Annotated in this window: 21 protein-coding genes; 11 read left to right on the top strand and 10 right to left on the bottom strand. The window is 70.0% G+C overall.

Going from position 1 to position 25,028, the window contains the following annotated elements:
• The first annotated feature begins 114 nt into the window (after positions 1-114).
• Positions 115-750 (top strand): DUF4142 domain-containing protein, encoded by a 636-nt coding sequence (locus WME97_RS30005; RefSeq protein WP_437542408.1) that lies wholly within the window; start codon positions 115-117, stop codon positions 748-750.
• Positions 751-783: 33 nt separating this feature from the next.
• Here WME97_RS30005 and WME97_RS30000 read toward each other — a convergent pair whose 3' ends face one another.
• Together WME97_RS30000 and WME97_RS29995 are read right to left on the bottom strand one after the other, a co-directional pair.
• On the bottom strand, positions 784-1,953 hold the full coding sequence (locus WME97_RS30000) for a zinc-dependent alcohol dehydrogenase (protein ID WP_437542407.1): 1,170 nt from the start codon (positions 1,951-1,953) through the stop codon (positions 784-786).
• A gap of 2 nt (positions 1,954-1,955) precedes the next feature.
• The gene (locus WME97_RS29995; protein ID WP_437542406.1) at positions 1,956-2,693 is read right to left on the bottom strand and encodes a hypothetical protein; all 738 of its coding nucleotides are present in this window, start codon (positions 2,691-2,693) and stop codon (positions 1,956-1,958) included.
• A 375-nt stretch (positions 2,694-3,068) separates the two neighbouring features.
• On the opposite strand from WME97_RS29995, the gene WME97_RS29990 reads away from it, so the two are divergent.
• From WME97_RS29990 to WME97_RS29980, 3 genes are all read left to right on the top strand, one after another.
• Positions 3,069-3,908, top strand: a complete 840-nt coding sequence (locus tag WME97_RS29990) for a CIA30 family protein (protein WP_437542405.1) — start codon at positions 3,069-3,071, stop codon at positions 3,906-3,908.
• A gap of 215 nt (positions 3,909-4,123) precedes the next feature.
• Positions 4,124-5,647 (top strand): sugar ABC transporter ATP-binding protein, encoded by a 1,524-nt coding sequence (locus tag WME97_RS29985; protein ID WP_437542403.1) that lies wholly within the window; start codon positions 4,124-4,126, stop codon positions 5,645-5,647.
• Entirely contained in the window at positions 5,644-6,744 is a 1,101-nt protein-coding gene (locus WME97_RS29980) for a sugar ABC transporter permease (RefSeq protein WP_437542402.1), read from the top strand. The genes WME97_RS29985 and WME97_RS29980 overlap by 4 nt, the downstream gene beginning before the upstream one ends.
• A 325-nt stretch (positions 6,745-7,069) precedes the next feature.
• On the opposite strand, the gene WME97_RS29975 is transcribed toward WME97_RS29980, so the two are convergent.
• The 6 genes from WME97_RS29975 to WME97_RS29950 all read right to left on the bottom strand — a co-directional run bounded on the left by WME97_RS29975 (position 7,070) and on the right by WME97_RS29950 (position 16,339).
• The gene (locus WME97_RS29975; RefSeq protein WP_437542401.1) at positions 7,070-9,001 is read right to left on the bottom strand and encodes an ABC-F family ATP-binding cassette domain-containing protein; all 1,932 of its coding nucleotides are present in this window, start codon (positions 8,999-9,001) and stop codon (positions 7,070-7,072) included.
• A 225-nt stretch (positions 9,002-9,226) separates the two neighbouring features.
• On the bottom strand, positions 9,227-12,508 hold the full coding sequence (locus WME97_RS29970) for a CARDB domain-containing protein (RefSeq protein WP_437542400.1): 3,282 nt from the start codon (positions 12,506-12,508) through the stop codon (positions 9,227-9,229).
• 245 nt (positions 12,509-12,753) lie between these two features.
• Positions 12,754-13,149: a type II toxin-antitoxin system VapC family toxin gene (locus tag WME97_RS29965; RefSeq protein WP_437542399.1), complete on the bottom strand. Its 396-nt coding sequence runs from the start codon at positions 13,147-13,149 to the stop codon at positions 12,754-12,756.
• Positions 13,146-13,391 (bottom strand): hypothetical protein, encoded by a 246-nt coding sequence (locus WME97_RS29960; RefSeq protein WP_437542398.1) that lies wholly within the window; start codon positions 13,389-13,391, stop codon positions 13,146-13,148. Before WME97_RS29960 ends, WME97_RS29965 begins: the two co-directional genes overlap by 4 nt.
• A gap of 167 nt (positions 13,392-13,558) precedes the next feature.
• The gene (locus WME97_RS29955; protein ID WP_437542397.1) at positions 13,559-14,410 is read right to left on the bottom strand and encodes an ABC transporter ATP-binding protein; all 852 of its coding nucleotides are present in this window, start codon (positions 14,408-14,410) and stop codon (positions 13,559-13,561) included.
• 144 nt (positions 14,411-14,554) lie between these two features.
• Positions 14,555-16,339, bottom strand: coding sequence for an SUMF1/EgtB/PvdO family nonheme iron enzyme (locus WME97_RS29950; RefSeq protein ID WP_437542396.1), 1,785 nt, complete (start codon positions 16,337-16,339; stop codon positions 14,555-14,557).
• 102 nt (positions 16,340-16,441) lie between these two features.
• Here WME97_RS29950 and WME97_RS29945 point away from each other — a divergent pair, with 102 nt between their 5' ends.
• The gene (locus WME97_RS29945; protein ID WP_437542395.1) at positions 16,442-17,230 is read left to right on the top strand and encodes an aldo/keto reductase; all 789 of its coding nucleotides are present in this window, start codon (positions 16,442-16,444) and stop codon (positions 17,228-17,230) included.
• Positions 17,231-17,240: 10 nt separating this feature from the next.
• The gene (locus WME97_RS29940) at positions 17,241-18,215 is read left to right on the top strand and encodes an NAD(P)-dependent oxidoreductase (RefSeq protein WP_437542394.1); all 975 of its coding nucleotides are present in this window, start codon (positions 17,241-17,243) and stop codon (positions 18,213-18,215) included.
• Positions 18,216-18,248: 33 nt separating this feature from the next.
• Here WME97_RS29940 and WME97_RS29935 read toward each other — a convergent pair whose 3' ends face one another.
• On the bottom strand, positions 18,249-18,416 hold the full coding sequence (locus WME97_RS29935) for a hypothetical protein (RefSeq protein ID WP_437542393.1): 168 nt from the start codon (positions 18,414-18,416) through the stop codon (positions 18,249-18,251).
• A complete protein-coding gene (locus WME97_RS29930; protein WP_437542392.1) occupies positions 18,413-18,793 on the bottom strand; it encodes a hypothetical protein in 381 nt (126 codons plus the stop codon). The genes WME97_RS29935 and WME97_RS29930 overlap by 4 nt, the downstream gene beginning before the upstream one ends.
• Positions 18,794-19,035: 242 nt before the next feature.
• On the opposite strand from WME97_RS29930, the gene WME97_RS29925 reads away from it, so the two are divergent.
• The 5 genes from WME97_RS29925 (at position 19,036) to WME97_RS29905 (ending at position 25,024) form a co-directional block, all read left to right on the top strand.
• Positions 19,036-19,443, top strand: a complete 408-nt coding sequence (locus WME97_RS29925) for a hypothetical protein (RefSeq protein ID WP_437542391.1) — start codon at positions 19,036-19,038, stop codon at positions 19,441-19,443.
• Positions 19,444-19,523: 80 nt separating this feature from the next.
• Positions 19,524-20,528, top strand: a complete 1,005-nt coding sequence (locus WME97_RS29920) for a hypothetical protein (RefSeq protein ID WP_437542390.1) — start codon at positions 19,524-19,526, stop codon at positions 20,526-20,528.
• Between the two features lie 9 nt (positions 20,529-20,537).
• Positions 20,538-22,520: a tetratricopeptide repeat protein gene (locus WME97_RS29915; protein ID WP_437542389.1), complete on the top strand. Its 1,983-nt coding sequence runs from the start codon at positions 20,538-20,540 to the stop codon at positions 22,518-22,520.
• Positions 22,517-23,557 (top strand): sialate O-acetylesterase, encoded by a 1,041-nt coding sequence (locus tag WME97_RS29910; RefSeq protein WP_437542388.1) that lies wholly within the window; start codon positions 22,517-22,519, stop codon positions 23,555-23,557. The genes WME97_RS29915 and WME97_RS29910 overlap by 4 nt, the downstream gene beginning before the upstream one ends.
• A 9-nt stretch (positions 23,558-23,566) precedes the next feature.
• The gene (locus tag WME97_RS29905) at positions 23,567-25,024 is read left to right on the top strand and encodes an MBOAT family O-acyltransferase (protein ID WP_437542387.1); all 1,458 of its coding nucleotides are present in this window, start codon (positions 23,567-23,569) and stop codon (positions 25,022-25,024) included.
• The last annotated feature ends 4 nt before the right edge of the window (positions 25,025-25,028 follow it).

Below are 25,028 nucleotides of genomic sequence, written 5' to 3'. Positions count from 1 at the left end.
GATTACGTCGAGAGCGGGTCCGCGGCTTGCTTGACGTTCGAGACGTCGTGAGCCGCGGGCATCCACGGATCGGCCGGTGAAGCGCGCCGCGGAAATCCAGGAAGGGAATCCACCATGATGCGCCATCATTTCAAGCATCGCGTCGCGGCGATCGCGGCGCTCGCCGCGAGCGTCATCGGCAGCTCCGCGCACGCGGGTGGGCGTGGAGGTTACGTCCATCAGGGCGCGCAGATCTCCCAGCTGCAGCAGCGGCTGGAGGAGGCGAGCCCGCGGTCCGAGGAGACACAGGTGTCGGACGGCGCCCTCGCCAAGGTGATCTCCGTGGCCAACGAGGTCGAGATCTCCCTTGCGATGATCGCCCGCAAACAGGCGCGGTCGCGCGAGGTGAAGGATTTCGCCAGGGAGATGCTCGAGGCCCACACCCAGGGGAACATCCGCCTGAGCGCGCTCCTCCGGCGCCTCCGGATCAAGGCGGAGCCGACGCGGGCGAGCGCGATGATCGCCGGGCACTCGTCCATCATCGCGGCGTACCTCCAGCAGCAGCCGGCCGAGAAATTCGACCAGACGTACATGGCCATCCAGGTGAGGATGCACGCCCATGCCCTGCGGATGCTGGACGAGCAGGCCATCCCGAGGGTGAAGAACCAGGAGATGAAGCGGGAGCTCCAGCGCATTCGCGACGAGACGGCGAGCCACCTGAAGCGGGCGCAGGCCATCCAGGCGACGCTGGCGAAGGGGCAGGAGCGCTAGCGCTCGCGGTCGGGGGCGGCGGCCTCGCCAGGGTCAGGGGGCGAACACCGCGCGCACGCACGCCTCCGCGCGCGCCTCGAAGAGGCGGTATCCGCGCGGCCCGTCGTCGAGGCACATCCGGTGCGTCAGGAGGTACGACGGATCGATGTCGCCGCGCTGGATGTGATCGAGCAGCCGCGGGATGTACCGCTGTCCGTGCTGCTGGCCGGTCCTGACGATGAGCGCCTTGTTCATGAGCGCGCCGAGCGGGATCTTGTCGGCGAACCCGGAATAGACGCCCACGATGGACACCGTGCCGCCCTTGCGGCAGGCCAGCATCGCCTCGCGCAGCACGAGCGGGCGGTCGCTCTGCATCCGGAACGCCTGCTTCACCCGATCGACCGCGTGCTGCAGGCCCGTCCCGTCGGCTTCCATGCCCACCGCGTCGATGCAGGCGTCGGGGCCGCGTCCGCCCGTCATCTCGCGGAGCGCCTCCTGGACGTCGACCTCGGCGTAGTTCACGGCGTCGGCGCCCCCGTGCGCCCTCGCCATCGCCAGGCGGTCCGCGATCCGGTCGATCGCGATGACGCGCTCGGCGCCGAGGAGATAGGCGCTCTTGATCGCCATCTGACCGACGCCCCCGCACCCCCAGACGGCGACGACCTGGCCCGGGCGGATGTCGCAGAGCTCGGCCGCCATGTAGCCCGTCGAGAGCGCGTCGGAGGCGAACAGCGCGCTCTCGTCCCGCACCCCGTCGGGGACCTTGAACGCGCCGTGATCCGCGAACGGCACGCGCACGTACTCGGCGTGGCTCCCCGCGAAGCCCCCGAAAGCATGCGAGTAGCCGAAGATCGCGGCCGTCGTATCCCCGAACACCCTGTCCGTCACCACGTGATGAGGATTCGAGTTCTCGCAGAGCGACCATAGCTCGCGCTGGCAATACGCGCACCGCCCACACCCGATGATGGACGACACGACGACGCGATCTCCCCGCTGCACCCGCTTCACCTCGGCGCCCGTCTCCACGACCTCGCCGAGGAACTCGTGCCCGAGGATGTCGCCCTGCTTCATCGTCGGGACGTACCCGTGGAGCAGGTGCAGATCCGAGCCGCAGACCGACGACAGCGAGACGCGGACGATGGCGTCGTGCGGGCTGATGAGCTTCGGCTCGGGCACCGACTCCACGACGATGTCATCCACCCCGTTCCAGCAGATCGCGCGCATGGTCACTCCCTCTCACGGTCTGCCCGGCCGGACGGCTGCCCCGCCGTCGTCGGGATCTCGCCGATCTCGATCCATTGCCTCAGGCGCCGCAGCTCGCCCCGCAGCTGCCGCCTGGGCAGCTCCGCCAGCAGCTCGCCCGCCGCGCGCGCGAGCCGCCCCCGCGGCCGCGCGCCCGGCAGCACCACCTTGATCTCCGTGCCCCCGTCGCCCGGCGCGGTCGCGAGCGAAACGACCCCTGCCGGCGTGCGCTCCGGGCCACCCGCGCCGGCCGCCCGGATCGTCGAGGCTTGCCTCTTCGCGCCGGCCTCCACGCGCCCGATGCTCGGCAGGAGGCGCCGCACGCCCGCCGCGTCCTGCAGCGCGTACAGGACCGCCGCCCGCGCGCGGCTCACCGTGACGCTGCTCACGACCCGCGGGGCGCGGGCCCCGAGCGCCCGCAGCGCCGACGCGGCGATCTCGACCCCGAGCGCCGGCCGCTCCTCGGACAGCCCGGCGACCCGCTCGTAGATGCGGTATGCCGCCGTCTCCAGCCGGCTCAGGAGCAGCCCCGCGATTCCCCTCCTCCCCGGCAGCCGCGCGCAGCTCGCGCGCTGCGCCGCGGCGCTCTGCCGCTCTCCCCGCGGGGCTCTCTCCTGCTCCGTCGGGGGCGCGCCTTCACCGCCGCTCTGCTCCCGGTCCGCGCTCTGCGCGCTCCTCTGCGCCGCGGCGCGCGCTCGCCGGCCAGCCTTCGCCCGTGCCATCTTTCCTCCTTCGAGCCTCGCCGAGAGAGCCCGCGAAGGCGCCTTGCAAGCAGGCGGCCACTCGCGCTGATCCAGGCGCTCACGTCTCAACGACGCTCCGAACATGCCACCGCCGTTGCGAGCGGCCCCAACAAGGACATTCGCGCGAGCCTCGCTTCCAGGGCGAACGACGGCGAACGATGGCGAACGATGACAAAGATGGATTGCAGCGAGGAAAGAAGAAGGTTGCAGGGCCTGAGCTTCCAGGCGATACTCGCCGCGCCAGGACGCTCCTCGATTCAATTGACGTCCGGCCCAGAGCGAGCGCTGATTAGAATAACGTAGATACGGAGATGTGAACGTATGACAACTAGAATTTTCCTGCGTGCTTTTAACTTGGCGGTCTGTGGACTGGCTGTCGCGGCGTTCGCCGCGTGCGGCGACGACGACGGTGGCGGCGGCGGGAGCGGGGGCGCGGGCGGCGCCGGCAGCGCCGGCAGCACGACCTCCGCGGGCACCGTGGACCCGACGACCACGACGACGAGCACGGGGAGCACCGACACCTCCACGGCCTCGACGGCCGCGAGCACCTCGGCGTCGACGGGCGCGGGCGCCGGCCCCCAGACGATCGAGATGATCGATGACATGGAGGACAACGACAACGCCATCCTGGCCGACGGCGGGCGTGTTGGTTACTGGTACACCTTCAATGACGCGTCGGAGGGGGCCACGCAGACCCCGCCGCCCGATCCGGAGGGGACCGGGGCAGAGCCTTTCACGATGACGGCGCTCGAGCCGGCGCGCGCGCAGAGCATGTACGCGGCGCGCTCGTGGGGGACGGGCTTCACGGAGTGGGGCGCTGGCTTCGGCTTCGATCTGAACAGCCCCGAGGGGGTCAAGGCCTCCTATGACGCCTCGGCGTACACCGGAATCACCTTCTGGGCGAAGCTCGGCCCGGGCTCCGGCACGAGCGCGACCGTCATGATCTCCGACCCGGGGACGGATCCTGTCGGCGGCGCCTGTTCAGACAAGTGCGACGCGTGGCAGAAGACGTTCGCCGCCACCGAGGAGTGGCAGCAGTTCACCATTCCCTTCGAGGAGCTGAAGCAGGGCGGCTGGGGCGATCCGGCGGGCACCGAGCAGATCGACGCGGCGAAGCTCTACTCGCTCCAGTTCCAGATCGGCAAGGCACCCGAGTTCGACCTCTACATCGACGACCTCGGCTTCTACAACTGAGCGCCGTCGCCCGGGTCGCTCCGGGATCCCTCGCCGGGGGCTCTCATACATTCTTCGCCCCCCGCACCTCCCAGGAAACACGCGAGACGCGTGACGCGTGACGCGTGACGACCTGCGCGCCTGGATCCTCTGCGCGCTTCCAACAAAGTGCTTGCATCGCAGGCCCCTCCCAGGCGAACGTGGCCGCGCGCTGACGCCCCCTTGCGCCCAGGACAATGCCTCTCCTCGAGCTCGCATCGATCACGAAGCAGTTCCCCGGTGTGAAAGCCCTCGATGGCGTCTCGTTCGACCTCCAGGAAGGCGAGATTCACGCCCTCTGCGGCGAGAACGGCGCGGGTAAGAGCACCCTCATCAAGATCCTGTGCGGCTACTACCCCGCAGGCACGTACGGCGGCGAGATCCGCTTGAACGGCGGCGTCGTGCAGTTCAGCAGCATGCGCAGCGCCGAGGAGCACCGCATCGCGCTGATCGCGCAGGAGCTCGCGCTCGTGCCCGATCTCAGCGTCGCCGAGAACCTCGTGCTCGGGCGCGAGCCCGTCCGCGGTGGGCTCATCGACTGGGACGCGGTGCGGGCCCTGGCGCGGGAGGCGCTCGCGCGCGTCGGGCTCGACATCGATCCCGAGCGCCCGATCAAGGAGCTGGGCATCGGCCAGCAGCAGATGGTCGAGATCGCGAAGGCGCTGCTCAAGGACGCGAAGATCCTCGTCCTCGATGAGCCCACGGCGGCGCTCACCGAGTCCGGCGTGAAGACGTTGCTCGGCCTGCTGCGCGATCTGCGCGCCCGCGGCGTCTCCTGCATCTACATCAGCCACCGGCTCGAGGAGGTCTTCGAGATCGCCGACCGCATCACGGTCCTCCGTGACGGGAAGTCGATCACGACCCAGCCGCGGACCGCGCTCTCGCCCGACAACGTCATCTCGTACATGGTCGGCCGCGAGGTGACGAACCTCTACCCCTGCCCCCCGCCGCCGGAGGGCCCCGTCGCGATGTCGGTCCAGGGCTGGTCGGTCGAGGACGCCGGGCACCCCGGGCGGTTCGTGCTGCGCGACGTGAGCTTCGAGGTGCGCGCCGGCGAGGTGCTGGGCATCGGCGGCCTCATGGGCGCCGGTCGCACCGCGCTCCTCTCGACGATCTTCGGCGCTGCGACGAGCCGCGTCACCGGCGCGATCTCGGTCCGAGGCGGGCCCGCCACGCCGCCGTACAGGGCGCCCGAGCAGGCGATCGACGCGGGCATCGCGCTCGTCAGCGAGGATCGCAAGCGCTACGGCCTCGTGCTCGAGGCGACCCTCCTCGACAACATCACGCTCGCGACCCTGCGGCGGTTCGTGAAGGGGCTCTTCCTCGATCACGCCGAGCGAGAGGTCACGGCGGTCGAGCAGATGAAGGCGCTCAGGACCAAGGCGTCGGGGCCGCTCGCGCTCGCGAACCAGCTCTCGGGCGGCAACCAGCAGAAGATCGTCATCGGCAAATGGCTGATGACGGGGCCCCGGGTGCTGCTGCTCGACGAGCCGACCCGGGGAATCGACGTCGGGGCGAAGGCGGAGATCTACCAGCTCATCCACAAGCTCGCTTCGGATGGGCTCGCCGTGGTGCTCGTGTCCTCCGATCTGCCGGAGCTGCTTGGCATGAGCCACCGCGTGCTGGTCCTCAACCAGGGCAGACCGACGGCCTGCCTCGACCGGAAGGACGCGACCGCGGAGCGCGTGATGGCTGCTGCAACGAGGAAGGTGACGGAATGAGCGAGGCCAAGCTTCGCGTGCGTATCCCCTGGCGCGCCCTCTCGATGGTGGGCTCGCTCATCGCGATCTGGATTGCCTTCTCCATCACGACCGATGGGACGTTCGTGACGCCGCGCAACCTGACGCTCCTCGCGCGGCAGATGTCGGTGACGTCGATCCTGGCCATCGGCATGGTGATGGTCATCGTCGCGGGGCAGATCGATCTCTCGGTGGGCGCGCTCGCCGGTCTGCTCGGCGCCTCATCGGCGATGATCTACGTGAGCCTCGGCTGGCCGCTGCCGGCCGCCTTCATCCTGCCGCTCCTGCTCGGGGCCGTCCTTGGCTTCGTGCAGGGGACGCTCGTGGCGCGGCTGCGGATTCCCCCCTTCATCGTCACGCTCGGCGGGATGCTCATCTTCCAGGGCTCCATCCTGGGCTTGACAGGCGGTGTGTCCATCTCGCCGGCGCGTCCTTACCTGTTCGTGGGTCAGGCGTACGTGCCGCACACCCTCGGCTGGGCGGGCGCTGGCATCCTCTGCGTCGGGCTGCTGTACAAGGCGGCGCGCGCCACCGGCACGGCGCGCTACCCGTGGATCGGGCTCGCCGTGTTCTCCCTCGCGTTCGCCGCCCTGATGAACTCCTACGAGGGTGTCCCGTTCCCCGTGCTGGTCGTGCTCGTGCTCGCGACCGCGTTCACGGTGCTCGCGAAGCACACGACGTTCGGGCGGCACCTCTACGCGATCGGCGGCAACCGCGAGGCGTCCTTCTACTCCGGCATCAACATCGATCGTCACCTCATCGCCGTGTTCACGCTGATGGGCGTGATGGCGGGCATCGCGGGCGTGGTGCTCACCGCCCGCGTCGGCTCCGCGACCTCGGACGCCGGCCGGATGATGGAGCTCGACGCGATCGCGGCCGCCGTGATCGGCGGCACGTCGCTCCTCGGCGGGCAGGGCACCATCTGGGGCGCGCTGCTCGGCGCGCTCGTCATGGCCTCGCTCGACAACGGGATGAGCCTGATGAACACGGAGAGCTTCTGGCAGCCGGTCATCAAGGGCATCATCCTCATCCTGGCCGTCGGCATCGACATGGCCAGCCGCAAGACCAGAGGTCACTGAGCGACAGCTCACCCGCTTCGGATACGGGCCCACCTCGACGTTTTCGGTGCTCAGCGCACTGGAGTGCGCCTGCGCGCCGAAAACGCCGATCTGGGCCCGTCTCCTGTGCGGGTGAGCCGCCGCTCGCGTTGCGATTGCGCGAACATGTAGACGTAGGCCCCGGGAGAGGGGGTCCGCCGCGCGGCGCGGGGGATGGGCCGATGTTTGAGCCTGAGTCGATGATCCTCCGGCGAAGCCGGAGGATCATCGACTCAGGCGAGTTCGGCGGGGCCCCCGCGCCGCGCGGCGGACCCCCTCTCCCGGGGCCGGGCAGCCCGGCAAGACCTCACTGCGCCTGGACCGCCCCGAGCTCCGCGATCTCCTGCTCGATCTGCTCCCACTCCGCCATGAGCGCGTCGATGCGCGGGCCGAGCGCCTCGTCCTCGGCCTGGAGCGCCGCGATCTCGGCCTGTCCAGTGCGCTCGAAGAAGCCGTCGCTGCAGTAGAGGTCGTGGATCGCCTTCTTCCGCGCCTCGGCCGCCTCGATGGACGCGAGCACCTTGTCGCGCCGCGCGGGCAGCTCCTTCTGCCGGTTGCGACGCCGCTTCTGCTCCTCCCAGGAGCCGCCCGCCTCCGCAGGCGCGGCCGCCTTCTGGTGCTCGCGCTTCGCCTTCAGCACCACCGTGTCGGCGTCGAGGTGATCGTCGCCGCAGCCGGCCAGGTACTCCTCGTAGGTGCCGGGGAAATCGCGCGGCCCGCTCGGCGTGACCTCGAGGATGCGCGTCGCCAGCTCGGAGACGAAGTAGCGATCGTGCGAGACGAAGAGCACCGTCCCCTCGAACGCCTTGAGCCCCTCGACGAGCCCCTCGATCGCCTCGAGGTCGAGGTGGTTGGTCGGCTCGTCGAGCACGAGCACGTTGGGCCGCTCGACGATGATCCGGCAGAAGATGAGCCGCGCCGCCTCGCCGCCGGAGAGCGAGCCGACGCTCTTCTCGACGTCGTCGCCCGAGAACAGCGCCCTGCCGAGCTGGCCGCGGACGTAGCTCGGCGACTCGTCGGGGCACGCCGCCCACAGGAAGGAGAGCGGCGTCATCGACCCGTCGACGAGCAGCTCGCGGTGATCCTGGGCGAAGTAGCCGACGCGGGCCTCGTGCCCCCACGACGCGCCGCCCGCGTCGGCCGCGAGCCGGCCCACGAGGATCTTGAGCAGCGTCGATTTGCCTAGCCCGTTCGGCCCGATCACCGCGACCCGCTCGCCGCGCCGCACCGACAGCGAGACGTCGCGCAGCACCTGCTTCGCGCCGTACGACTTCGAGATCCCCTTCGCCTCGAGCACGTCGCGCCCGCTCGGCCTCTGGATCGCGAACCGGAACAGCGGCGAGCGCCGCGACGTGTCGGCGAGCTCCTCGACCTCGATCTTCTCGATCTGCTTGAGCCGGCTCTGCGCCTGGCGCGCCTTGGTCGCCTTCGCGCCGAACCGCTCCACGAACGCGCGCTTGTCCGCGATGATCTTCTCGGCGCGGGCGATCTCGGCCTGCTTGCGCTCGCGGATCGACCGCTTCTCGACGACGAAGGCGGCGTAGTTGCCCGTGTAGAGCGTGATCGTCTCGTAGTCGACGTCGAGGATGTGCGTGGCGACGTTGTCGAGGAAGCGCTGGTCGTGGGAGATGACGACCGCGCAGCCCTTGTAGCCGGCCAGGAACCTCTCGAGCCAGCGGATGGAGAGGATGTCGAGGTGGTTCGTGGGCTCGTCGAGCAGCAGCACGTCCGCGCCGCCGAGGAGCACCTGCGCGAGCAGCACGCGCAGCTTGAAGCCGCCCGAGAGCGTGGAGAGCGGCCTCCGGTGCGCCTCCACGGGGATGCCGAGCCCCTCGAGGACGGCGCTCGCGCGCGCCTCCAGCGTGTAGCCGTCGTGGGCGCGGATGCGATCTTCGAGGTCCGCCACCCGGCCGGCGTCACCGCCGTCCTCCGCGAGGCGGCGCGACTCGACGAGCGCCTCCCACACGACGCGATCGCCCATCATCGCGAGATCCAGGATGATCTGGTCGTCGCTGAGGAACCGGTCCTGCCGGAGCACACCCACGCGGGCGTCCTTCGGGATGCTGACGCTCCCGTCGCTCGCGGGCTCGTCGCCCGCCACGATCTTCAGGAAGGTGGTCTTCCCCGAGCCGTTCGCGCCCACCAGGCCGTAGCGGGATCCGGGGTTCAGCTTGAGCGAGACGCCCTCGAAGAGGGTCCGATCACCGAATGATTTCGCGAGGTTCGATGTTCCGAGCATGGCGCTGTGGGGGCTTGGGTCGCGGCGCGCGGGGCGCGGGGTGCAGCGCCCCGGGGCGGCGCGCCTCGCGGGGCGCCGCCAGCGGCGCGGCGGGGCGCACAGGCATAGCACCGCGCCCCGGGCGGGAGCCGGTGATCGTGCGTCAGCGCGCGCCAGCGCGGCGCGCGGCGCCGGCGTGGCGCGCGTCCGGCTGGCGGGGAGGCCCGCCGGCCGGACGCCGGCGCGTCAGTTGATCTCCGGGCACAGGAGCTTGTCCGAGGCCGCGTCCTTGTTGTTCCCGTCGTTGCACTCGTCGATCGCCCCGTCCGGATCGACGAGGGCGTAGATCAGGATCGACAGGTTCGACGGGAACTTCTCGATGGTGGCGGTGAGGTTCACGCTCACCCCGGGCGCGATCGGCCCCGGGATGATCTCCTCGTGGAGCGCCGTCCCGCCCTGGCCGGGATCGCCCGCGTAGTACCGGATCCGCACGTCGCTGGCCGGCGCGGAGCCGGCGTTGGTGACGGTCGTCGGGACGTCGACCTGCTTCACGGCGCACTTGTTGGTGTTCACCCGGCCGATCTCGATCTGGAGGTCCGGGCGCGCGCTGCCGGCGTCGAGGGGCGCGGTGAGCGCGTTGTTGTCCTCGTGGCACTCGCGCTCGACGGCGTCCTCGTCCACGACGGCGCGCACGCGGGCGGGCAGCGTCTGCTGCGCGTTGTGCGCGGCGTTGTAGTGCACCGTGAGGAGCAACGAGCTGTGCGGCTCGATGCTGCTCTGGAGGACGAACTTCAGCGGGGCGAGGTCGTCACCGTAGAGCGGCTCGTCCACGTCCGGCGTGTCCCACTCGCCGTAGAAGTTGATGGCGACGCCGGGGCCCACGCGGAGATCGCCGAGGTTCTCGACGCGCACGGTGATGGCGACCTCGTCGGTGAGCTCGCCGCAGGTCGCGTCCGGGGACGAGACCTGAATGCCGCTCAGCGCGAGATCCGGCGCGATGCCGTACGACCGCGGGTTCGAGCGGTAGGTGTTGTAGGCGCGGCCGCCGTACGCCTTCCAGCTCTCGGGCTCCTTCAGGGGGATGCCGCCGCTCTCGAGCACGTTCGTCACGTGGTAGCTGTGCTGGTTCCAGATGCGGCGCGCCGAGACCCAGAGGTCGTTCTGCGCGCCCCAGACCTCGAGGCCGTTGTTGTAGTCGGTGCCTTGCGAGCAATGGGTCGATTCGTTCGAGGTGCCGAACACGATCTCCGCGTTGCCGTCGTTGTCGACGTCGGCGACGATCGGGTACTCGGACCGGGTGCGGCTCGGCGAGGGCACCTTGAACAGGACGTCGGCCGTCACGCCGTCGTAGATGCGGAAGTAGCACTCGTCGTTGTAGATGACCTCGGCCGCGCCGTCGCCGTTGAAGTCGAACACGCTCGACCCGGTGGTGCGGCTCGAGTCGTCCTCGGTCAAGCGCTGCCAGCCGTTGTGGTAGCAGACGCAGGTGCCCCGCTGCTGGTTGCACGTCGCCGCGCCCGTGGCGCCGCAGTCCTCGTCCGTGGTGCACGGCTTCCCGTTCGGGGTCCGCTCCGGGTTGCCCTGCAGCCCCGTGCCCGCGTCGGTGAACGCGTTGGGCCACGCCGGGCACTCGGCCGTCGGCGCCTGGAGATCGAACATCATGTAGCGGAGGCCGAACGCCGTGCCGACCTCGGGGAAGCCGTCGCCGTCGAAGTCGTCCACGTTCGGGGCGCCGCCGTCGAACGTGGTGCCCTCGGCCGTCATCACCTGGCGGCGCTTGATGGTGCCGTCCTGCCCGTTGAGCACGAAGAAGTACCCGTTGTTGAACAGGATCACCTCCGGGGCCTTATCGAGCGGGTTGCTCGGCCCGGGCGCGTCGTCCTGGTCCTCGCCGAGGACGTCGGCCACGGCGCAGAGGCCGTCGCGCTGCGCGTTCGGGATCCCGGCCGTGCCGTTGACGGCCTGCCCGTCCCAGAGCTCGAGGAGCTTCCCCTCGCAGAACGCCGTCGCGTCCTTGTCGGTGTAGGGCGGCGCGCACCCGGCCCTGCTCGTCACGCCGGGCGGCGGGCGGGGCAGAATATAGGCGGTGCTGCCCGCGACGATCTCCAGCCGGGGGTCGTCGTCGAGGTTCGCGACGCACGCGATGGGCCCGAGCCGGTTCTGCGGGTTCGTCGGAGACCCCTGTATCCCTTGAGCCTTGTCGCCCTTGAAGTGGTCGACGATGGAGAGCTCGCGGGTCGTCTCGTCGACGCGCAACGTGAACACGTTCGGCCCGACCACGATCTCCGGGAGCCCCTGTCCGTCGATGTTGGCGAGCGCGGGCGACGGCTCGTTGTAGCCCGTCCAGATCTCGTTCACGAGGACCCTGGTCTCGCCCGTGTTGCTGAAGATCTGGAGCCCTGTCTTCGTCACCTCCGTGGCCCCGGACCCCGTCACGACGGCGGTGATCGCGACGATCTCGGGGACGCCGTCGCCATCGAGATCGCCGACGGCCAGCCCGGCGGTCGGCATCAGCGTCGCGTCGGCGCAGGCGTAGGGCGCGTCGATGGGCTCGCCCTCTTGCCAGACCTGCGCGCCGAGCACCGCGAAGTAGTTCTCTCCCTTGCGGGGCCCGCCGCCGTGGATCGCCCGGAGGACGCCCTGCTTGCCGAAATTCGAGCCGCAGAACGTCGTGAAGATGATCTCGGGGAAGTCGAGCTCGTTGATGAGCCCGTCGCCGTTGTCGTCGTCGAGGTTGGCGACGAGCGGCGTCATGACGGTCTGCGCCGAGGTCTTGAACGGGCTGTTGGCGGCGTCGGAGTTGGCGCGGTTCTCCCCTCCCCACTGGATCTCGTTCTGCGGCAGGGCGCCCGCGAACGGCTCCGGCGGCAAGAGGCACGTGGGCGCGGCGCCCGTGCCGGAGCAGGAGCCGACCTCGCAGGAGGCATAGGTGGGGCAGTCCCAGTCGTCCTCGCAGGGGCAGCTGGCGGTCCCGGCGCCGTCGTCGGTGCACTCGCTCTCGAAGTAGGCCGATCCGCCGCACGTGAAGAGCTCGCTCGCGGTGCTGCCGTTCGACACGCACAGCTGGAGGCTGTTGCCGTCGCACGTCCGCTCGCCGGCCGTGCAGGCATCGACGACGCAGATGGTGCCGTTGCAGAACTGGTTGAACGCGCACTGGAGGTCGCTCTGGCAGGCGATATCGACGCAGCGCGCGCCTGCGTCCGGGGGCGTCTCGCACACCTCGGTCGCGTCGCAGGTGAGGTCGTCGCACGTGTTGTCGACGCAGGTGCCCTGTCCGTCCTCCTCCTCGCAGTGCTGGTCCGCCCGGCAGCTCACGCCCTCACAGCCACTTTCGCCGCCCGCGCCGCCCGAGGCGGCCATCGACCCGACGAACCCGCCGCCGTCGCTCGAGCTGCTGCTCGTGCCGCCGTTGCCCCCGCCGCCGTCGCCGGGTGGCAGGGCGACATCCGGATCATCGCCGCAGGCCGCTGCAGCGAGCAAAAACCAAGGAAGAGCGCGGGGAAGCAACCGCCGGGGGCGCGTGGGCATGAGGCGATTGTACGAGCGCGCTGTCGGCATGGAAGCGCGTTCGCGCGCGGGATCGTGCGGCGAGTGGGAGCTCTGCCCACGATGGCCACGATGGACGTCGCTTTGCGGCAGGGGGCAGCTGCGCGGTGGAATGGGCGCGCGGACCGCCCAGGGGGTCGTGGGGACGGCCGTGCCGGGGAGGGGCCGGGCTCAGCGGGCGCGCGGGAACGACGGTTCGACGTGGCGGCGCCAGCGTCGCTGCCCTGTCACGATCCGGCCCAGAGCACCGTGGCGCCGTAGCGAGTGAGCAGCTCGTCCACGGTGACGAGCGCTGCCCCTTCGCAAAGCGCCTGTGCCACGAGGAGGCGATCGAAGGGATCTCGGTGATGGTACGGCAAGGCCGCGGACGAGATCGCGTGACGGGAGGTCACGGGGAGCTCGATCCCTTCGAGCGCGGCGATGACCCGCGGGACGAGGAGCTCCGGCCTTTCGGGGAGCGGGAGCTTGCCGATCGCGTGCTTGACCGCGATCTCCCAGGCGCTTGCGGCGGAGATCAGGAGGGTGTTGTGAGGATCCTCGATGGCCTGCCGGGCCGTCGTGGCGATGCGCTCCGGCGTGAGCGCAGCCCAGAGCCACACATGCGTGTCAAGGAGCAGCTTCACGTCTCTCCATCTCCCTCGAAGGCGTGAAGCATGTCCTCGGGCAAGGGAGCGTCGAAATCGTCAGGGACGTCGAACAGGCCTCGGAGCGCCCCGAGCTTGCGCGCCGGTGGCGTGAGCCTGTGCGGGGCCGACTCCTCCTCGAGGATGATCACCTCGACGTTCTTGCCCGCGAGCGCCGAGAGCTCCGGGATGTGGAGGATATCGGAGGTGACCTGGGTGCGAATGCGGATCGCGTTGGCCATGGTGGGCAGGAGGGACTGTAGCGCACGTCAGGAGTCCTGCGGCGCGCCGCCGTCAGAGCGCGGCGGCAAAGGAGAGCGGAAGCGACCTCCGGGCGCGCCGAGCTGCCGCGATCTCATTCGCCGCCACCCGTGGAGCACTGGGAATGCCGGGCTCGCTGGTCCGCGCCTCACGCCCCGCCGCTCTCCAGCGCCTCCTGCAGCGCGCGCACCTCGCGGGCGAACGCGGGCTCGGTGCGCAGCGCGGCCGTCCGCTTGTCCGGCAGCGAGAGCGTGCGGTCGGCGACGACGCGCGCCGGCCGCGGGGACAGGACGACGGCGCGCTCGGCGAGGTAGGCGGCCTCGGTGATCGAGTGGGTCACGAAGAGCACCGTCATGCCGAGCTCGGCCCAGAGCGCGCGGAGCTCGTCGTCGAGCCGGCTCCTCGTGAGCTCGTCGAGCGCGGCGAACGGCTCGTCGAGCAGGAGCAACCGAGGGCGCGTGACCAGCGCGCGGGCGAGCGATACGCGCATGCGCATGCCGCCGGAGAGCTCGGCCGGGTACCGCGCGCCCGCGTCGGCGAGGCCGACCTGGACGAGCGCCGCCCGCGCCGCCGCGCGGCGCTCGTCGAGCGGCGCGCCGGCGAGCTCGAGCGGCAGGGCGGCGTTCTCTAGGACGCTCCGCCAGGGCAGGAGGTGGGCGTCCTGGAAGACGTACGCGAGGGGCGCGCGCACACCGCCTGCGCCGCCCGCGCGGCGTTCGCCGCCCGGCGCCTCCTCGGCCTCCACGACGGCCGCGCCGGCGTCGGCGCGGTCCAGCCCGGCGACGAGCCGCAGCAGCGTGGATTTGCCGCACCCGGAGGGCCCGAGGAGCGCGACGAACGCGCCAGGCGCGATGTCGAGATCGATGCCGTCGATCGCGATCACGCCGGGGGCGCCGTCCCCCGGCGCGCGGCCCGCGTCGTCCAGCACCGGGAAGACGCGCCGGACGCCGGTCAGCCGCACGCGGACGCCGCCGCTCGCCCTGGCCCTGTTCGTCTGCATCTGCGCCCGGCGTTCTATCCGCGCCGCCGCCGGTTGACCAGGCGCTCGTGCGCCGCGCGCCCGCGCCGAACAGCCGAGCCTGCGGAGCCGCCGAGCCCGCGCCGAGCCGCCGCACGTGCGCCGAGCAGCCGCCGCGCCGCGCCCTCAGCTCGACGAGGCCGTTCGCACGCAGCGGAAGCCGCCGCCGGCGAAGCGGTAGTGCGCCTCGAAGCTCGTGCGCGCCCAGGTGCGGAGCGACTGCGCGCCGTACATCCACGAGCCGCCGCGCATCACGAGCAGCGGCCGATCCGAGGGCCGCGTGTTGCGCGGGTTGTGGGAGGGGCCGTCCGCATAGAAGTGCGGATCGTCGTAGTCCTCGCACCACTCCCACACGTTGCCGGCGAGGTCGAGGATGCCGTAAGGAGAGGCGCCCCCCGGCAGCGAGCCGACGGGCACCGTCCCGCCCTCGCGGTTGTCGTAGTTCGCGCGCGTGGGCCCGGGCTCGGCGCGCCCCCACGGGTATTTCCGGCCGTCGGTGCCGCGCGCGGCCTTCTCCCACTCGGCCTCGGTCGGCAGGCGCTTGCCGGCCCAGTTGGCGTAGGCCCGCGCGTCGTCCCACGACACGTACACAACGGGGTGGTCCTCGAGGCCCGCGGGGATCTCGCCGCGCCTGAAATGGGTGAGGAGCCGGCTCGCGTCGTCGTCGTCGGGGCGGTACCCGGTCACGTCGAGGAACGCCTTGAACTGGCGGTTCGTGACCGGCGTGCGATCCATGTAGAACGCGTCGACGTGGACCTTCCTGCGCTGCTGCCCGCTCAGGAACGGCCCGCCGGGGACGAGGATCATCTGCTCGCCGGTCTTCTCGCGGACCGTCGGCGCGAGCTCGCGCCCGTCGGACGAGGGCCGCGACGGGGCGGGCGAGAACTCCGAGAGCGCCTCGTCGAGCCGCGCCCGGAACTCCGCGCATGACCCCGGCCTCCCCGCCGGATCCTTCGAGAGCGCGTCGAGCACGAGCCGGTCGAGGGCCGGCGGGATGTCGGGGCGCAGCGACGAGGGGGGCGCCGGGGCGTCGGCGACGTGGGCCATCATCACGGCGAAATGGTTGGGGCTGTCGAACGGCACCTGCCCTGTCGTCAGCTTGTAGAGCGTCACGCCGAGAGAGTAGATGTCCGAGCGCCGATCCGCGGCGTGGGGGCTCTTCACCTGCTCGGGCGACATGTAACAGCACGTCCCGAGGAACGCGCCGCTCAGCGTGTACGTCGTCCCCTCCAGGATCTTGGCGATGCCGAAGTCGACGATCTTGGGGGAGAGGCCGTCTTTCCCGGTCGTGACGAGGATGTTGTCGGGCTTGAGGTCGCGGTGGATGATGCCCATGCGGTGCCCCTCGTTCATCGCGTCGAGCACGCCGCCGAACAGCGCGCGGATCTCCTGGAAGGGGATGCGCCCGCGCCACCGCTCGAGGTGCCGCACCAGCGTCGACCCGTCGACGTACTCCATGACGATCGCGAGCAGGTGATCGCGCTCGACGAAATCGTAGACGGCGACCACGTTCTCGTGGCTCCAGGAGCGGAGCACCCGCGCCTCCCGCGCGAACCGCCGCCGGATCTCCGGGTTGCCGCAGAGGTTCGAGTGCAGGCATTTGACGGCCACGACGCGCTCGCGCGCCCGGTCGTGAGCGCGGTAGACGACGCCCATGCCGCCCTCGCCGAGCGTCGACTCGATGCGATAGACGCTGATCTCCGTCCCGGGCAAGAGCCGCACCGGCGGCAGCGGCAGGGAGGTTGGCGGCAGCCCGACGGCGCCGAGCTGCGTCGCGGGGAACGCCGTCGCGGCGAGGGCGGGGCTGGGATCCGGCGCGGTGACGAGCTGGCCGCACAAGGGGCAGAAGCGGGCGTTCTCCGGGAGCGGAGCGCTGCAGCCGGCGCACCGGGGAGGGGAGTCCTGGCCCATCGGTGGCCCGGGAGTCTCGCACAGGTCGGGGCGGCCGTGGGCGGCGAATGTGCGGCGCGCGGGAGCCGGTGACGCCGACGGAGGTGATGTAAGATCCGCCCCATGATGGACGACTGGCTCCACCGCGCCCCGACCGCCCTTCGTGGCAAGCGCATCTTCCGGCTCGGGCTCGCGGCGAGCTACGGCATCGACGAGGACGGCGTGCGCGCGGCGATGGACCGGGGGGTCAATCTCTTCCTCTGGACGATGCGCTCGGGCGGGCTCGGCAACCCGCTGCGCGAGGCGCTGAAGGGGCGCCGCGACAGCGTCGCGGTGGTCGGTTACGCGCAGCTCGGCTGGTTCGGATGGGGCGTGCGCCGGGGCGCCGAGAAGCTGCTCCGGGAGCTCGGGACCGATCACCTCGATGTCTATCTGCTCAGCTGGCTCGGCGTCGGCTCTGCCTGGACGAGCGCGACCGAGCGCGAGCTCGTGCACCTGCGCGAGAGCGGCAAGGTGCGGGCGCTCGGGGTGAGCATCCACGACCGCCCGCGGGCGGGCGGCCTGGCCGAGTCGTCGCCGCTCGACCTGCTCATGATCCGCTACAACGCCGCGCACCCCGGCGCGGAGCGTGACATCTTCCCGCACGTGCGCGAGTCGAAGCCGAGCATCCTCGCCTACACGGCGACGGCGTGGCGCCGGCTGCTGAAGCAGCCGAAGGGCTGGGATCGCCCGGCGATGACGGCGGGCGACTGCTATCGATTCCAGCTCTCCAGCCCGCACGTGGATCTCGCGCTGACGGGGCCGAAGAGCCGCGCCGAGGTGGAGGCGAACCTCGACGCGCTCGCGAAGGGGCCGCTCACCGCGGACGAGCAGGCCTGGATGCGGGAGTTCGGGCGCGCCGTGCACGGGTGAGGAGGCGCCGGTGGATCGGCTGATCATCGCGAGCACCGTCGTTCTGCCGGCGGAGGCGGCGCGCTCGCTCTCGGAGGGCGTCGCGCCGCACGCGCTCGACCTGGCCGCGGCGCGCTCCGCGAAGAACCTCGCCGTCGTCGCGCCGGATCCGCTCGTCCTTGGCGCCGAGGTCGTCTTTGGCCAGCCGCACCCCGACGACGTGTGCGCGGCCCCGCGGCTCCGCTGGGTGCACCTCAGCACCGCGGGGTATGCCCGCTACGACGTGGCGGCGGTGCGCGCCGCGCTCGCCGCCCGCGGCGCCGCCCTGACGACGAGCAGCGGTGTTTACGCCGATCCCTGCGCGGAGCACGCGCTCGCGTTCCTGCTCTCGGCCTCGCGGCGGCTGCCGGAGTGCCTCGAGAACCAGCTCGGCCCGCGCGGCTGGCCCGACGCGCACGTGCGGTCGAGGAGCGCGCTCCTGCGCGGCCGGCGGGTGCTCCTCCTCGGCTTCGGCGCCATCGGCCGCCGCCTCGCCGAGCTGCTCGCCCCCTTCGAGGTGGATCTGCGCGTCCTGCGCGCCCGCCCCCGCGGCGATGAGCCCTTCCGCGTGGTCGTGAGGGAGGAGCTGGGCGACGCCTTCGCCTGGGCGGATCACGTGGTCTCGAGCCTGCCCGAGGCCGAGGACACGCGGCGGCTGGTCTCGGCCGCGCTGCTCGCGCGGATGCGGCCGGACGCGTGGTTCTTCAACGTCGGCCGGGGCGTCACGGTGGACCAGGCCGCGCTGCTCGAGGCGCTCGAGGCGCGCCGGATCGCGGGCGCGTACCTCGACGTGACGGATCCCGAGCCGCTCCCGCCGGAACACCCGCTCTGGCGCGCTCCGGGTTGCGTCATCACGCCGCACACGGCCGGCGGGCGGCGCGAGGAGCCGATGGCGCTGGTGGAGCATTTCCTGGCGAACCTGCGGCGGTTCGAGCGGGGGGAGCCGCTCGCGGACAGGGTGATCTGAGGCGGCGGCGCGCGCCGGGCAGTGGACGGCGCGTCACTCCAGCTGGATCGGATACCGAGGCAACGGGTCTCTGCTCGTCCCCTGCAGCCACCTGGCGTCGTGCCGCCACGCGCCGTTCACCTCCTCGCGGCAGCGCGCCTCGACCGTCATCGTGCCCCCGGAGAACAGGAGGAGATTGCACGGGAGCGGGTATCCCGTCATCCATTGCCGCGCGGGCGCGCCGAAGGTGCCGGCGGAGACGAGCTCGAGCCGCCTGCCGCCTGCCGCCTGGGCTCATGTCGTACCGGTAGATCTCCTTTGATGATCAGCTCGGCGATCTTGATGTCCTTCTGGCGATCCATCTGGATGATCCGGAATCGACCGGAGAGGTCGGGCAGCGCCTTGGTGAACGAGCTGCAGATCGGGTTGACCCGCCCGGGATGTTGTCGCGATGCGCTAAGCGGCGTCGCCGAGCGCCTTTGGCGCAGGACTGTGCTCTTCCAGTACGGCGGTCCCCGGTCGGGTGAGCGACCAGGAACGTCGGTCGGCTCGCCGAGCGCCGAGAGGAAGCGGGCGGTGCTGCTGAACTCGGTCACCACGGCGGCTCTCGTCTCGCGCACCCCGCCGTAAATTACCAGCGGTAGTGCTGCTCTCACGGTGGCCTCATGGTGGCCTCATGGTGGCCTCATGGTGGAAAGATGCCGACAGCCTGCAGCGATCTCCGGGGTGCGTTGCTTGATTTCGAGAATCGGTGCTTGCCTTGTTGCAAGATCGACCTTTCTCGCCCTATTCTGCGAAGATGATTCATTCAAGCCGACGCCACTTTGGTCACCAAGTGTTGATGAGCGCGCTGCTGCTCGCGATAGCCGGTGTCGAGGGGAGCGCCCGGGCGGACGCGGGTGAACCCCTGGAATTGACGGCAAAGCTCGTTGAAATTCCCTCCAAGATGCCCCCCGACGACCTGTACGATTACGCCTACGTGATGCGCTACCAGGTCGAGGGCGGGGCGCTCGACAAGCAGTTCATCCTTGTCGCGCACTACAAGCCGCTCGTGCCGCGCTCCAAGATCAAGGACAAGATGAAGGAGCAGGTCGGCGGAAAGCTGCGCAGCTTCAACCAGGGCGACGTTCACAAGCTTAAGTTGAAGGCCGATCTGAAGGCCATCTGGAAAGGTGCGCTCGTGGACGAATATGCCGCTACGGATCGCGGGAGCGTTCGCTACTGGTGCCTCCAGGTCGACCCGGCTTGACCTTGCGCTTGGGAGAGACTCGCTTGAACTTCAGACGACTACGTGCCCCGGGCGCCTGGCTGGTAACATGTAGTTTGGCCGTGGTCGCCAGCTTTCCGTTCATTGCGGCCGAGCGCGCGGCTCGGCAAAACGATGTGCGAGTGGCCCGCCTGGAGGCGACCCTCGGCGAGCGAGGCGACGCGCTCGCCGAGCTCGGACCAGCGCTGTCTTTACGAGTTTCACGGCTGGAAGGCCTGCTCTCGAGCTGGGAGACGATCGGCGGCTGCGGAGCCGGTAGCTCCACGGGCGCGGGGGGCGGAATCAAGTGGATCGGCCACAGCGTGACCGGGGGGCTATTCGAGCTGCAGACGCTCGGCACGTACACGCATCTGGACGACGGCTACAACCTCAGCTTGAGTCCTCAAGTCTCGCGCAATTTGAACGAGAAATGGAATGTGGGGCTCGTGGTCCCGCTGCTCTACAAGTACTACCGCGACTACTACGGCCTGCCCGTGGACGTCTCGAACTCCGGCGTGGGGGACGTCGCGGGGTTCGTCACGCGGCGCTTCGGCGAGATCAACTCCACCAGCCTGACGTTGCAGCTCGGTGTCCCGACCGGCGTGCACGACGCCCAGTACAAGAACGACTATCTCACGCAGGAAAAGCAGCTTGGCCTTGGCAAGGTGAGCGGCAGCCTGACGCTCGACCATACGATCGACAAGACGTGGGGGCTGATCGTGCTGGGCGGCTCGTTCGGCTACCGCGGCGGGGAGAACGAGCTGGGCAACTACCGCGCACCGGCGGCCGCGATCTACGGCTACTCGGGCTATTTCTGGGGGCCGCTCGTGCCGTCGCTCGGCCTGTCGCTGTCGCATTTCTTCGGTGCGGATCGTGACCGTGGGCTTGACCAGGAGGTGCAGCTGTGGGCCGTCACCGGCACGCTCGCCGTGGAGTGGTCGAACGCCTGGCTGGCGATCCTGGGGGGCGTGTCGCTGCCGCTCGGCTGGGACAAGCGCGGAGTCGTCGACGGCGCCGAGAGCAGCAGCCAGGGCGTGAGCCTGCAGCCGTGGACGGCAGGCATCGGCTTCACCGTCTCACCGTTCTGAGAAGTGGCCATGTTGCCCGTCGCCGCCCTGCTCCGCCATCGCACGCCGCTCGTCGCGGCGTTGCTCGGCCTGGGTGCGGCCTCGACGGGGCTCGCGCCTTCGGCCGACGGTGACATCTGGTGGCACCTCGCGGCAGGTCGCGAGATGGTCGCTCGGCGTGAGCTCCTGTTCACCGATCCCTTCTCGGTCAGCGCGCAAGGGCGTGCCTGGGTCGACGTGCACTGGCTTTTTCAGCTCGCGGTGTACGCGGTGCACCAGGCGGTCGGCCTCGTCGGGCTCGTTCTGGTCAAGTGCGCGCTGATCGGCCTGGGCGCGGGCTTCCTCTACTTCGCGCTCGAAGCGCGGCGCGGCTCGTGGGCGAGGGGGCTCCTCGTGACGTCGCTGGTCGGCGGGCTCCTGGCGGCTCGCTCGCTCTTGCTCGTCCGGCCCGTGATAGGCACGCTCGTCCTGCTCGCGTTCTTCTTGTTCGCGCTCGAGCGCTTTCGGCGCGACGGCCGGGTCCGGCACCTGCTGCTATTGCCCTTGGCGCAGCTGGTCTGGGCGAATTTCCAGGGCCTCTCGGCGCTTGGCCCCGCGGTGATCGCGGCGTACGCGGTGGCGGCGCTCGGCTGGGCGAGCTTTGGCCAGACGCGTGCGTGGCCGTTTGCGCGCGAGCACGCTGGTGCGCTGGCACCGTGGGCGCGGGTACAGCAGCTGTTCGCGACGCTGGGGGGGTGTTTGCTGGCGACGTGTCTCACGCCGTTCGGCTTGCGCGGCGCAGCGTTGCCGGCGCTGCTGCTCGGGCGCTTGTTGCCCGGCGAGCACCAGGTCTTCGCCCACGACGTGGCGGAGAACCTGCCGCCCTTCGAGCTCGAACGCCTGTCAGACGGCGAGTTCTGGCACTTCAAATGGTGTTTGGCCCTGCTCGCTCTGTCCGTGCTCCTGGCCGGGCGCCGCTTGAGGCTGAGCCATGCGCTGCTGCTGCTCGGCTTCGCGGGGCTGGCCTTGATGAGCAACCGCAACGTGCTCCTGCTGTACTGGGTCGGGGCGCCGATCTTCGCGGTCAATCTGGCCCCGGCGCTCCGGCGGCTTTGCGTCTCGAGCTTTCGCCGCGCGGGCGTGCGCGTGGCGGTGGGCCTCAACGCGGCGCTCCTGAGCGCGCTGCTGCTCGTCTCGGCGTCGGCGGCGGCGCGCGAGCCGCCGCTGGCGGATCCGAGCCCGTTCCGGGTGCCGGCCGAAAGCGCTGTGCGCCTCGACGCGCTGCCGGGGGGCGACGTCTTTGCGGCCGATCATTACGGAGGCTACCTGATCTGGCGGCTCTATCCGCGGTTTCGGCCGTACATCGACACTCGGCTCGTGTTGCGCACCGCCGACGAGTTTGCCGAATACCTGAGGCTCGCGGACGAGCCAGAGCGTTTCGAAGCGTTTCAGGCGCGTCATTCCTTCGCTTACGTGGTCTTGCCGGTGATGTTCCCCGAGCGCTACCAGCGCTTGATTGGCCACCTCTACGCGAGCGCTGATTGGAAGCTACTCTACACGGACGGCTCGGAGGTGCTGTTTGCTCGCCGCGACCTCACGCCCGGCGTCGCGGAGCAGCCGTTCCGTGAAGCCAGCGAGACGGACCGCACCTTGGTCCAGCTGGGGCAGCGCTTCGCGGATTCCCCGAAGGTGCACGCCGCGGCACGCCTGAGCCTGGCCACGTTGCACGGCGTGCTCGGTCAGCTCGAGCAAGCGGAGCGTACGCTCGCGAGCCTCGACACGCCGCAAGCCCGAGCCCTCGAAGCGCGTCTTCGCTTTGCAGCGGGTGAGCTCGACGCCGCCGAGCGGCTCGCCCGGCAGAGCCTGGTTTCCCAGCACGACGACGTCGGGAGCCTGAATCTCATGGCGATGATCGCCCTGCGAAGGGGCGAATCGGCGCAAGGCCTGGGCTTTCTACGGCGTGCGTTGCGCGTCCGGCCTTTCGACCCCGAAGCGACGAGGATCTTGGTTAACTTGGAGGAGAGTCGACGATGAAAACACGTCTCAACGTGAGCCTGTCCAGGTCTCGGTGGGCGCTCGTTTCCTTGTTCGCGCTGGGCGGCGGGCTCGCCTGCGGGGTCGTCGAGCACCCGCACGACACGCAGGCCGCCGGGACGGGTGACGACTTCGGGCCTTCGAGCGGCGCTGGAGCGGGGACCACCACGGGTGGAGCTTCGGTCGGCGGCGCCATGACCGCGGCGAGCGGCAGCGGCGGCGGCGGGAGCAGCGGGACTGGCGACGCGGGGTCCGGCGGTGGGCCGGCGCCTTCGGGCGTGACCATCAACCTTGGAGGCGTCGACGTCCCGAGGGAGCGAGCGATCGCCTTCATTCACATCGGTCACTCCAACATGGCCGGTCGCGCCACGAGGCCCCAGAGCTCACGCCCGTACCATTTCACGGAGACCCATCCGCACGCCTTCATGTACCACCCTGGCTCGGCGCCGGAACTCGCGATCGAGCCGAAGACCGCGGGTGACACCGCCGCCGGCGGGCCGGGTACGGCGCTGGTCAAGGAAGCCGCGATGCTCGCGCCCGACCACTATTTCATCTCGCTCGGGTTCGGGTGGCCCTCGGCCTACTGCTCCCAGTTCATCCCGGGCGGCCTCTACTACGACCAGCTGATCGCCGCGCCGAAGGCCATCAAGGGGCGGGTGACCTTCGGCGGTATCTTCATCTATCTCGGGATCACCGAGCGACACGGCACTGCCGCCGATCGCACCGGTTTTCCCGACTGCATCAATACCCTCGTGACCGCCATTCGCAACGACGTCGGCGAGCCCACGCTGCCTGCGTTGATGAACGACTACGAGGTCGAGAGCTCGGGCGAGTTCGTGGTCGGCGGCGCCGTGGCGAACGCCATCCGTCCCGAGATCGAAAGGTGCCCGAGCGTGGTGTCGAACTTCGCGCTCGTCTCGGCCGAGGGCGTGGGCATGCAAGACGACCATCACTTCAATCTGGACGGCCATCGCACCTGGGTGCAACGAGCGCTCGAGACGATGAAGGACAAGGGCTGGCGCCCGTGGGCCCCGTGAGCCGCTGAGATGGTCTTCTCCAGCCATATCTTCCTGTTCTACTTCTTGCCGCTGGTGCTGGCCGCGTACTACGCGCTGCCGGGCCGGGCCCGCACGGCCCTCATCGCCGTGTCGAGCTACGTATTCTACGGCTGGGCGAACCCGAGCTGGGCCGTGATCATGTTCTTCGGCTCGAGCGTCGACTACATCTGCGGCCTCTTGCTCCTGAAGATGTCACGGCTGCCCGACGTCGACGGCCTACCGCCCGTGATTGGCCCCGAGGTCGTGCGGACCCGCCAGATGAAGCTGGTGCTGGCGATCTCCATCGTCACCAACCTCGGGCTGCTCGCGGCGTTCAAATACACGGGCTTCGTCGCCGAGAACATCAACGCGCTCGGCGCGCTCTTCGGCAGCTCGACGCAGATCGTGCCGGTCTTGCACGTCGTTTTGCCGGTGGGCATCTCCTTTTACACGTTCAAGGCGATGAGCTACGCCATCGACGTGTACCGCGGCGACGCCCGACCGATGCGGCGCTTCACGGACTACATGTGCTTCGAGGCCTTTTTCCCCGACCTGGTGGCGGGCCCCATCATCCGTTATGCGGCGATCGAGGAACAGATGCGCGTGCGCCAGCACACGCTCGAGAAGTTCGCGCGCGGCGTCGCGTTCTTCTCGCTGGGAATGGGCAAGAAGATCCTGCTGGCCAACCCGATGGGGCACATCGCCGATACGGCGTTCGCCGGTGGCGCCAAGCACTTCTACGACGCGTGGTTCGGGCTGGTCGCCTACGCGTTCCAGATTTACTTCGATTTCTCCGGCTACTCGGACATGGCCGTGGGCTTGGCGCTGATGCTCGGCTTCGTGCTGATCCAGAACTTCGACTCCCCCTACAAGTCGCGCAGCATCACGGAGTTCTGGCGGCGCTGGCATATCAGCCTGTCCACGTGGCTGCGCGACTATCTGTACATCCCGCTCGGTGGCAACCGCAAAGGCCCCCTGCGCACGTACGCCAACTTGATGGTTGTCATGTTGCTCGGCGGGCTCTGGCACGGCGCCAGCTGGAACTTCGTGATCTGGGGCGGCATTCACGGTGGCATGCTCGGGGTGGAGCGCAGGCTCGGTAAAGCTCACCCGCTGCGCCGCCTGCCACCCGCTGTCGGCGTCGCCTTCACCTTCTTGATCGTGTGCTTGTCGTGGGTGTTCTTCCGCGCCAAGACGCTCGATCAGGCGGTGACCTACCTGGGCTCGCTGTTCGGGCTCGCCGCCGTTTCGCCGGCGGCGGACGTCGTGGCGGGCGCATTCCACCAGCGGTACTACGTGGGGCTATTCGCCTTGGCCGCGGTCGTGATCTTCGGCATGCCCAACAGCTGGGAGCTCACGCGGCGCTTGTCCTTGCCCCGTACCGCGTTCGTGACGGCCACGATGGCGCTCGCGACGTTGATGATGTGGACGCAGACCATCAACCCGTTCCTGTACTTTCAGTTCTGAGGCC

The sequence above is a fragment of the Sorangium sp. So ce367 genome (genome assembly GCF_051520455.1).
Taxonomy (GTDB): domain Bacteria; phylum Myxococcota_A; class Polyangia; order Polyangiales; family Polyangiaceae; genus Sorangium; species Sorangium cellulosum_B.
The sequence above is the reverse complement of the archived record's forward strand: the minus strand, read 5'-3'. Positions and strand labels throughout refer to the sequence as shown.

What these genes read in the sequence shown, in the direction of transcription:
- WME97_RS30005 (WP_437542408.1), top strand. Translation starts at nt 115, where the DNA reads ATGATGCGCCATCATTTCAAGCATCGCGTCGCGGCGATCGCGGCGCTC.
- WME97_RS30000 (WP_437542407.1), bottom strand. Translation starts at nt 1,953, where the DNA reads ATGCGCGCGATCTGCTGGAACGGGGTGGATGACATCGTCGTGGAGTCG.
- WME97_RS29995 (WP_437542406.1), bottom strand. Translation starts at nt 2,693, where the DNA reads ATGGCACGGGCGAAGGCTGGCCGGCGAGCGCGCGCCGCGGCGCAGAGG.
- WME97_RS29985 (WP_437542403.1), top strand. Translation starts at nt 4,124, where the DNA reads ATGCCTCTCCTCGAGCTCGCATCGATCACGAAGCAGTTCCCCGGTGTG.
- WME97_RS29980 (WP_437542402.1), top strand. Translation starts at nt 5,644, where the DNA reads ATGAGCGAGGCCAAGCTTCGCGTGCGTATCCCCTGGCGCGCCCTCTCG.
- WME97_RS29975 (WP_437542401.1), bottom strand. Translation starts at nt 9,001, where the DNA reads ATGCTCGGAACATCGAACCTCGCGAAATCATTCGGTGATCGGACCCTC.
- WME97_RS29970 (WP_437542400.1), bottom strand. Translation starts at nt 12,508, where the DNA reads ATGCCCACGCGCCCCCGGCGGTTGCTTCCCCGCGCTCTTCCTTGGTTT.
- WME97_RS29960 (WP_437542398.1), bottom strand. Translation starts at nt 13,391, where the DNA reads ATGGCCAACGCGATCCGCATTCGCACCCAGGTCACCTCCGATATCCTC.
- WME97_RS29955 (WP_437542397.1), bottom strand. Translation starts at nt 14,410, where the DNA reads ATGCAGACGAACAGGGCCAGGGCGAGCGGCGGCGTCCGCGTGCGGCTG.
- WME97_RS29950 (WP_437542396.1), bottom strand. Translation starts at nt 16,339, where the DNA reads ATGGGCCAGGACTCCCCTCCCCGGTGCGCCGGCTGCAGCGCTCCGCTC.
- WME97_RS29945 (WP_437542395.1), top strand. Translation starts at nt 16,442, where the DNA reads ATGATGGACGACTGGCTCCACCGCGCCCCGACCGCCCTTCGTGGCAAG.
- WME97_RS29935 (WP_437542393.1), bottom strand. Translation starts at nt 18,416, where the DNA reads ATGACGGGATACCCGCTCCCGTGCAATCTCCTCCTGTTCTCCGGGGGC.
- WME97_RS29925 (WP_437542391.1), top strand. Translation starts at nt 19,036, where the DNA reads ATGAGCGCGCTGCTGCTCGCGATAGCCGGTGTCGAGGGGAGCGCCCGG.
- WME97_RS29915 (WP_437542389.1), top strand. Translation starts at nt 20,538, where the DNA reads ATGTTGCCCGTCGCCGCCCTGCTCCGCCATCGCACGCCGCTCGTCGCG.
- WME97_RS29910 (WP_437542388.1), top strand. Translation starts at nt 22,517, where the DNA reads ATGAAAACACGTCTCAACGTGAGCCTGTCCAGGTCTCGGTGGGCGCTC.
- WME97_RS29905 (WP_437542387.1), top strand. Translation starts at nt 23,567, where the DNA reads ATGGTCTTCTCCAGCCATATCTTCCTGTTCTACTTCTTGCCGCTGGTG.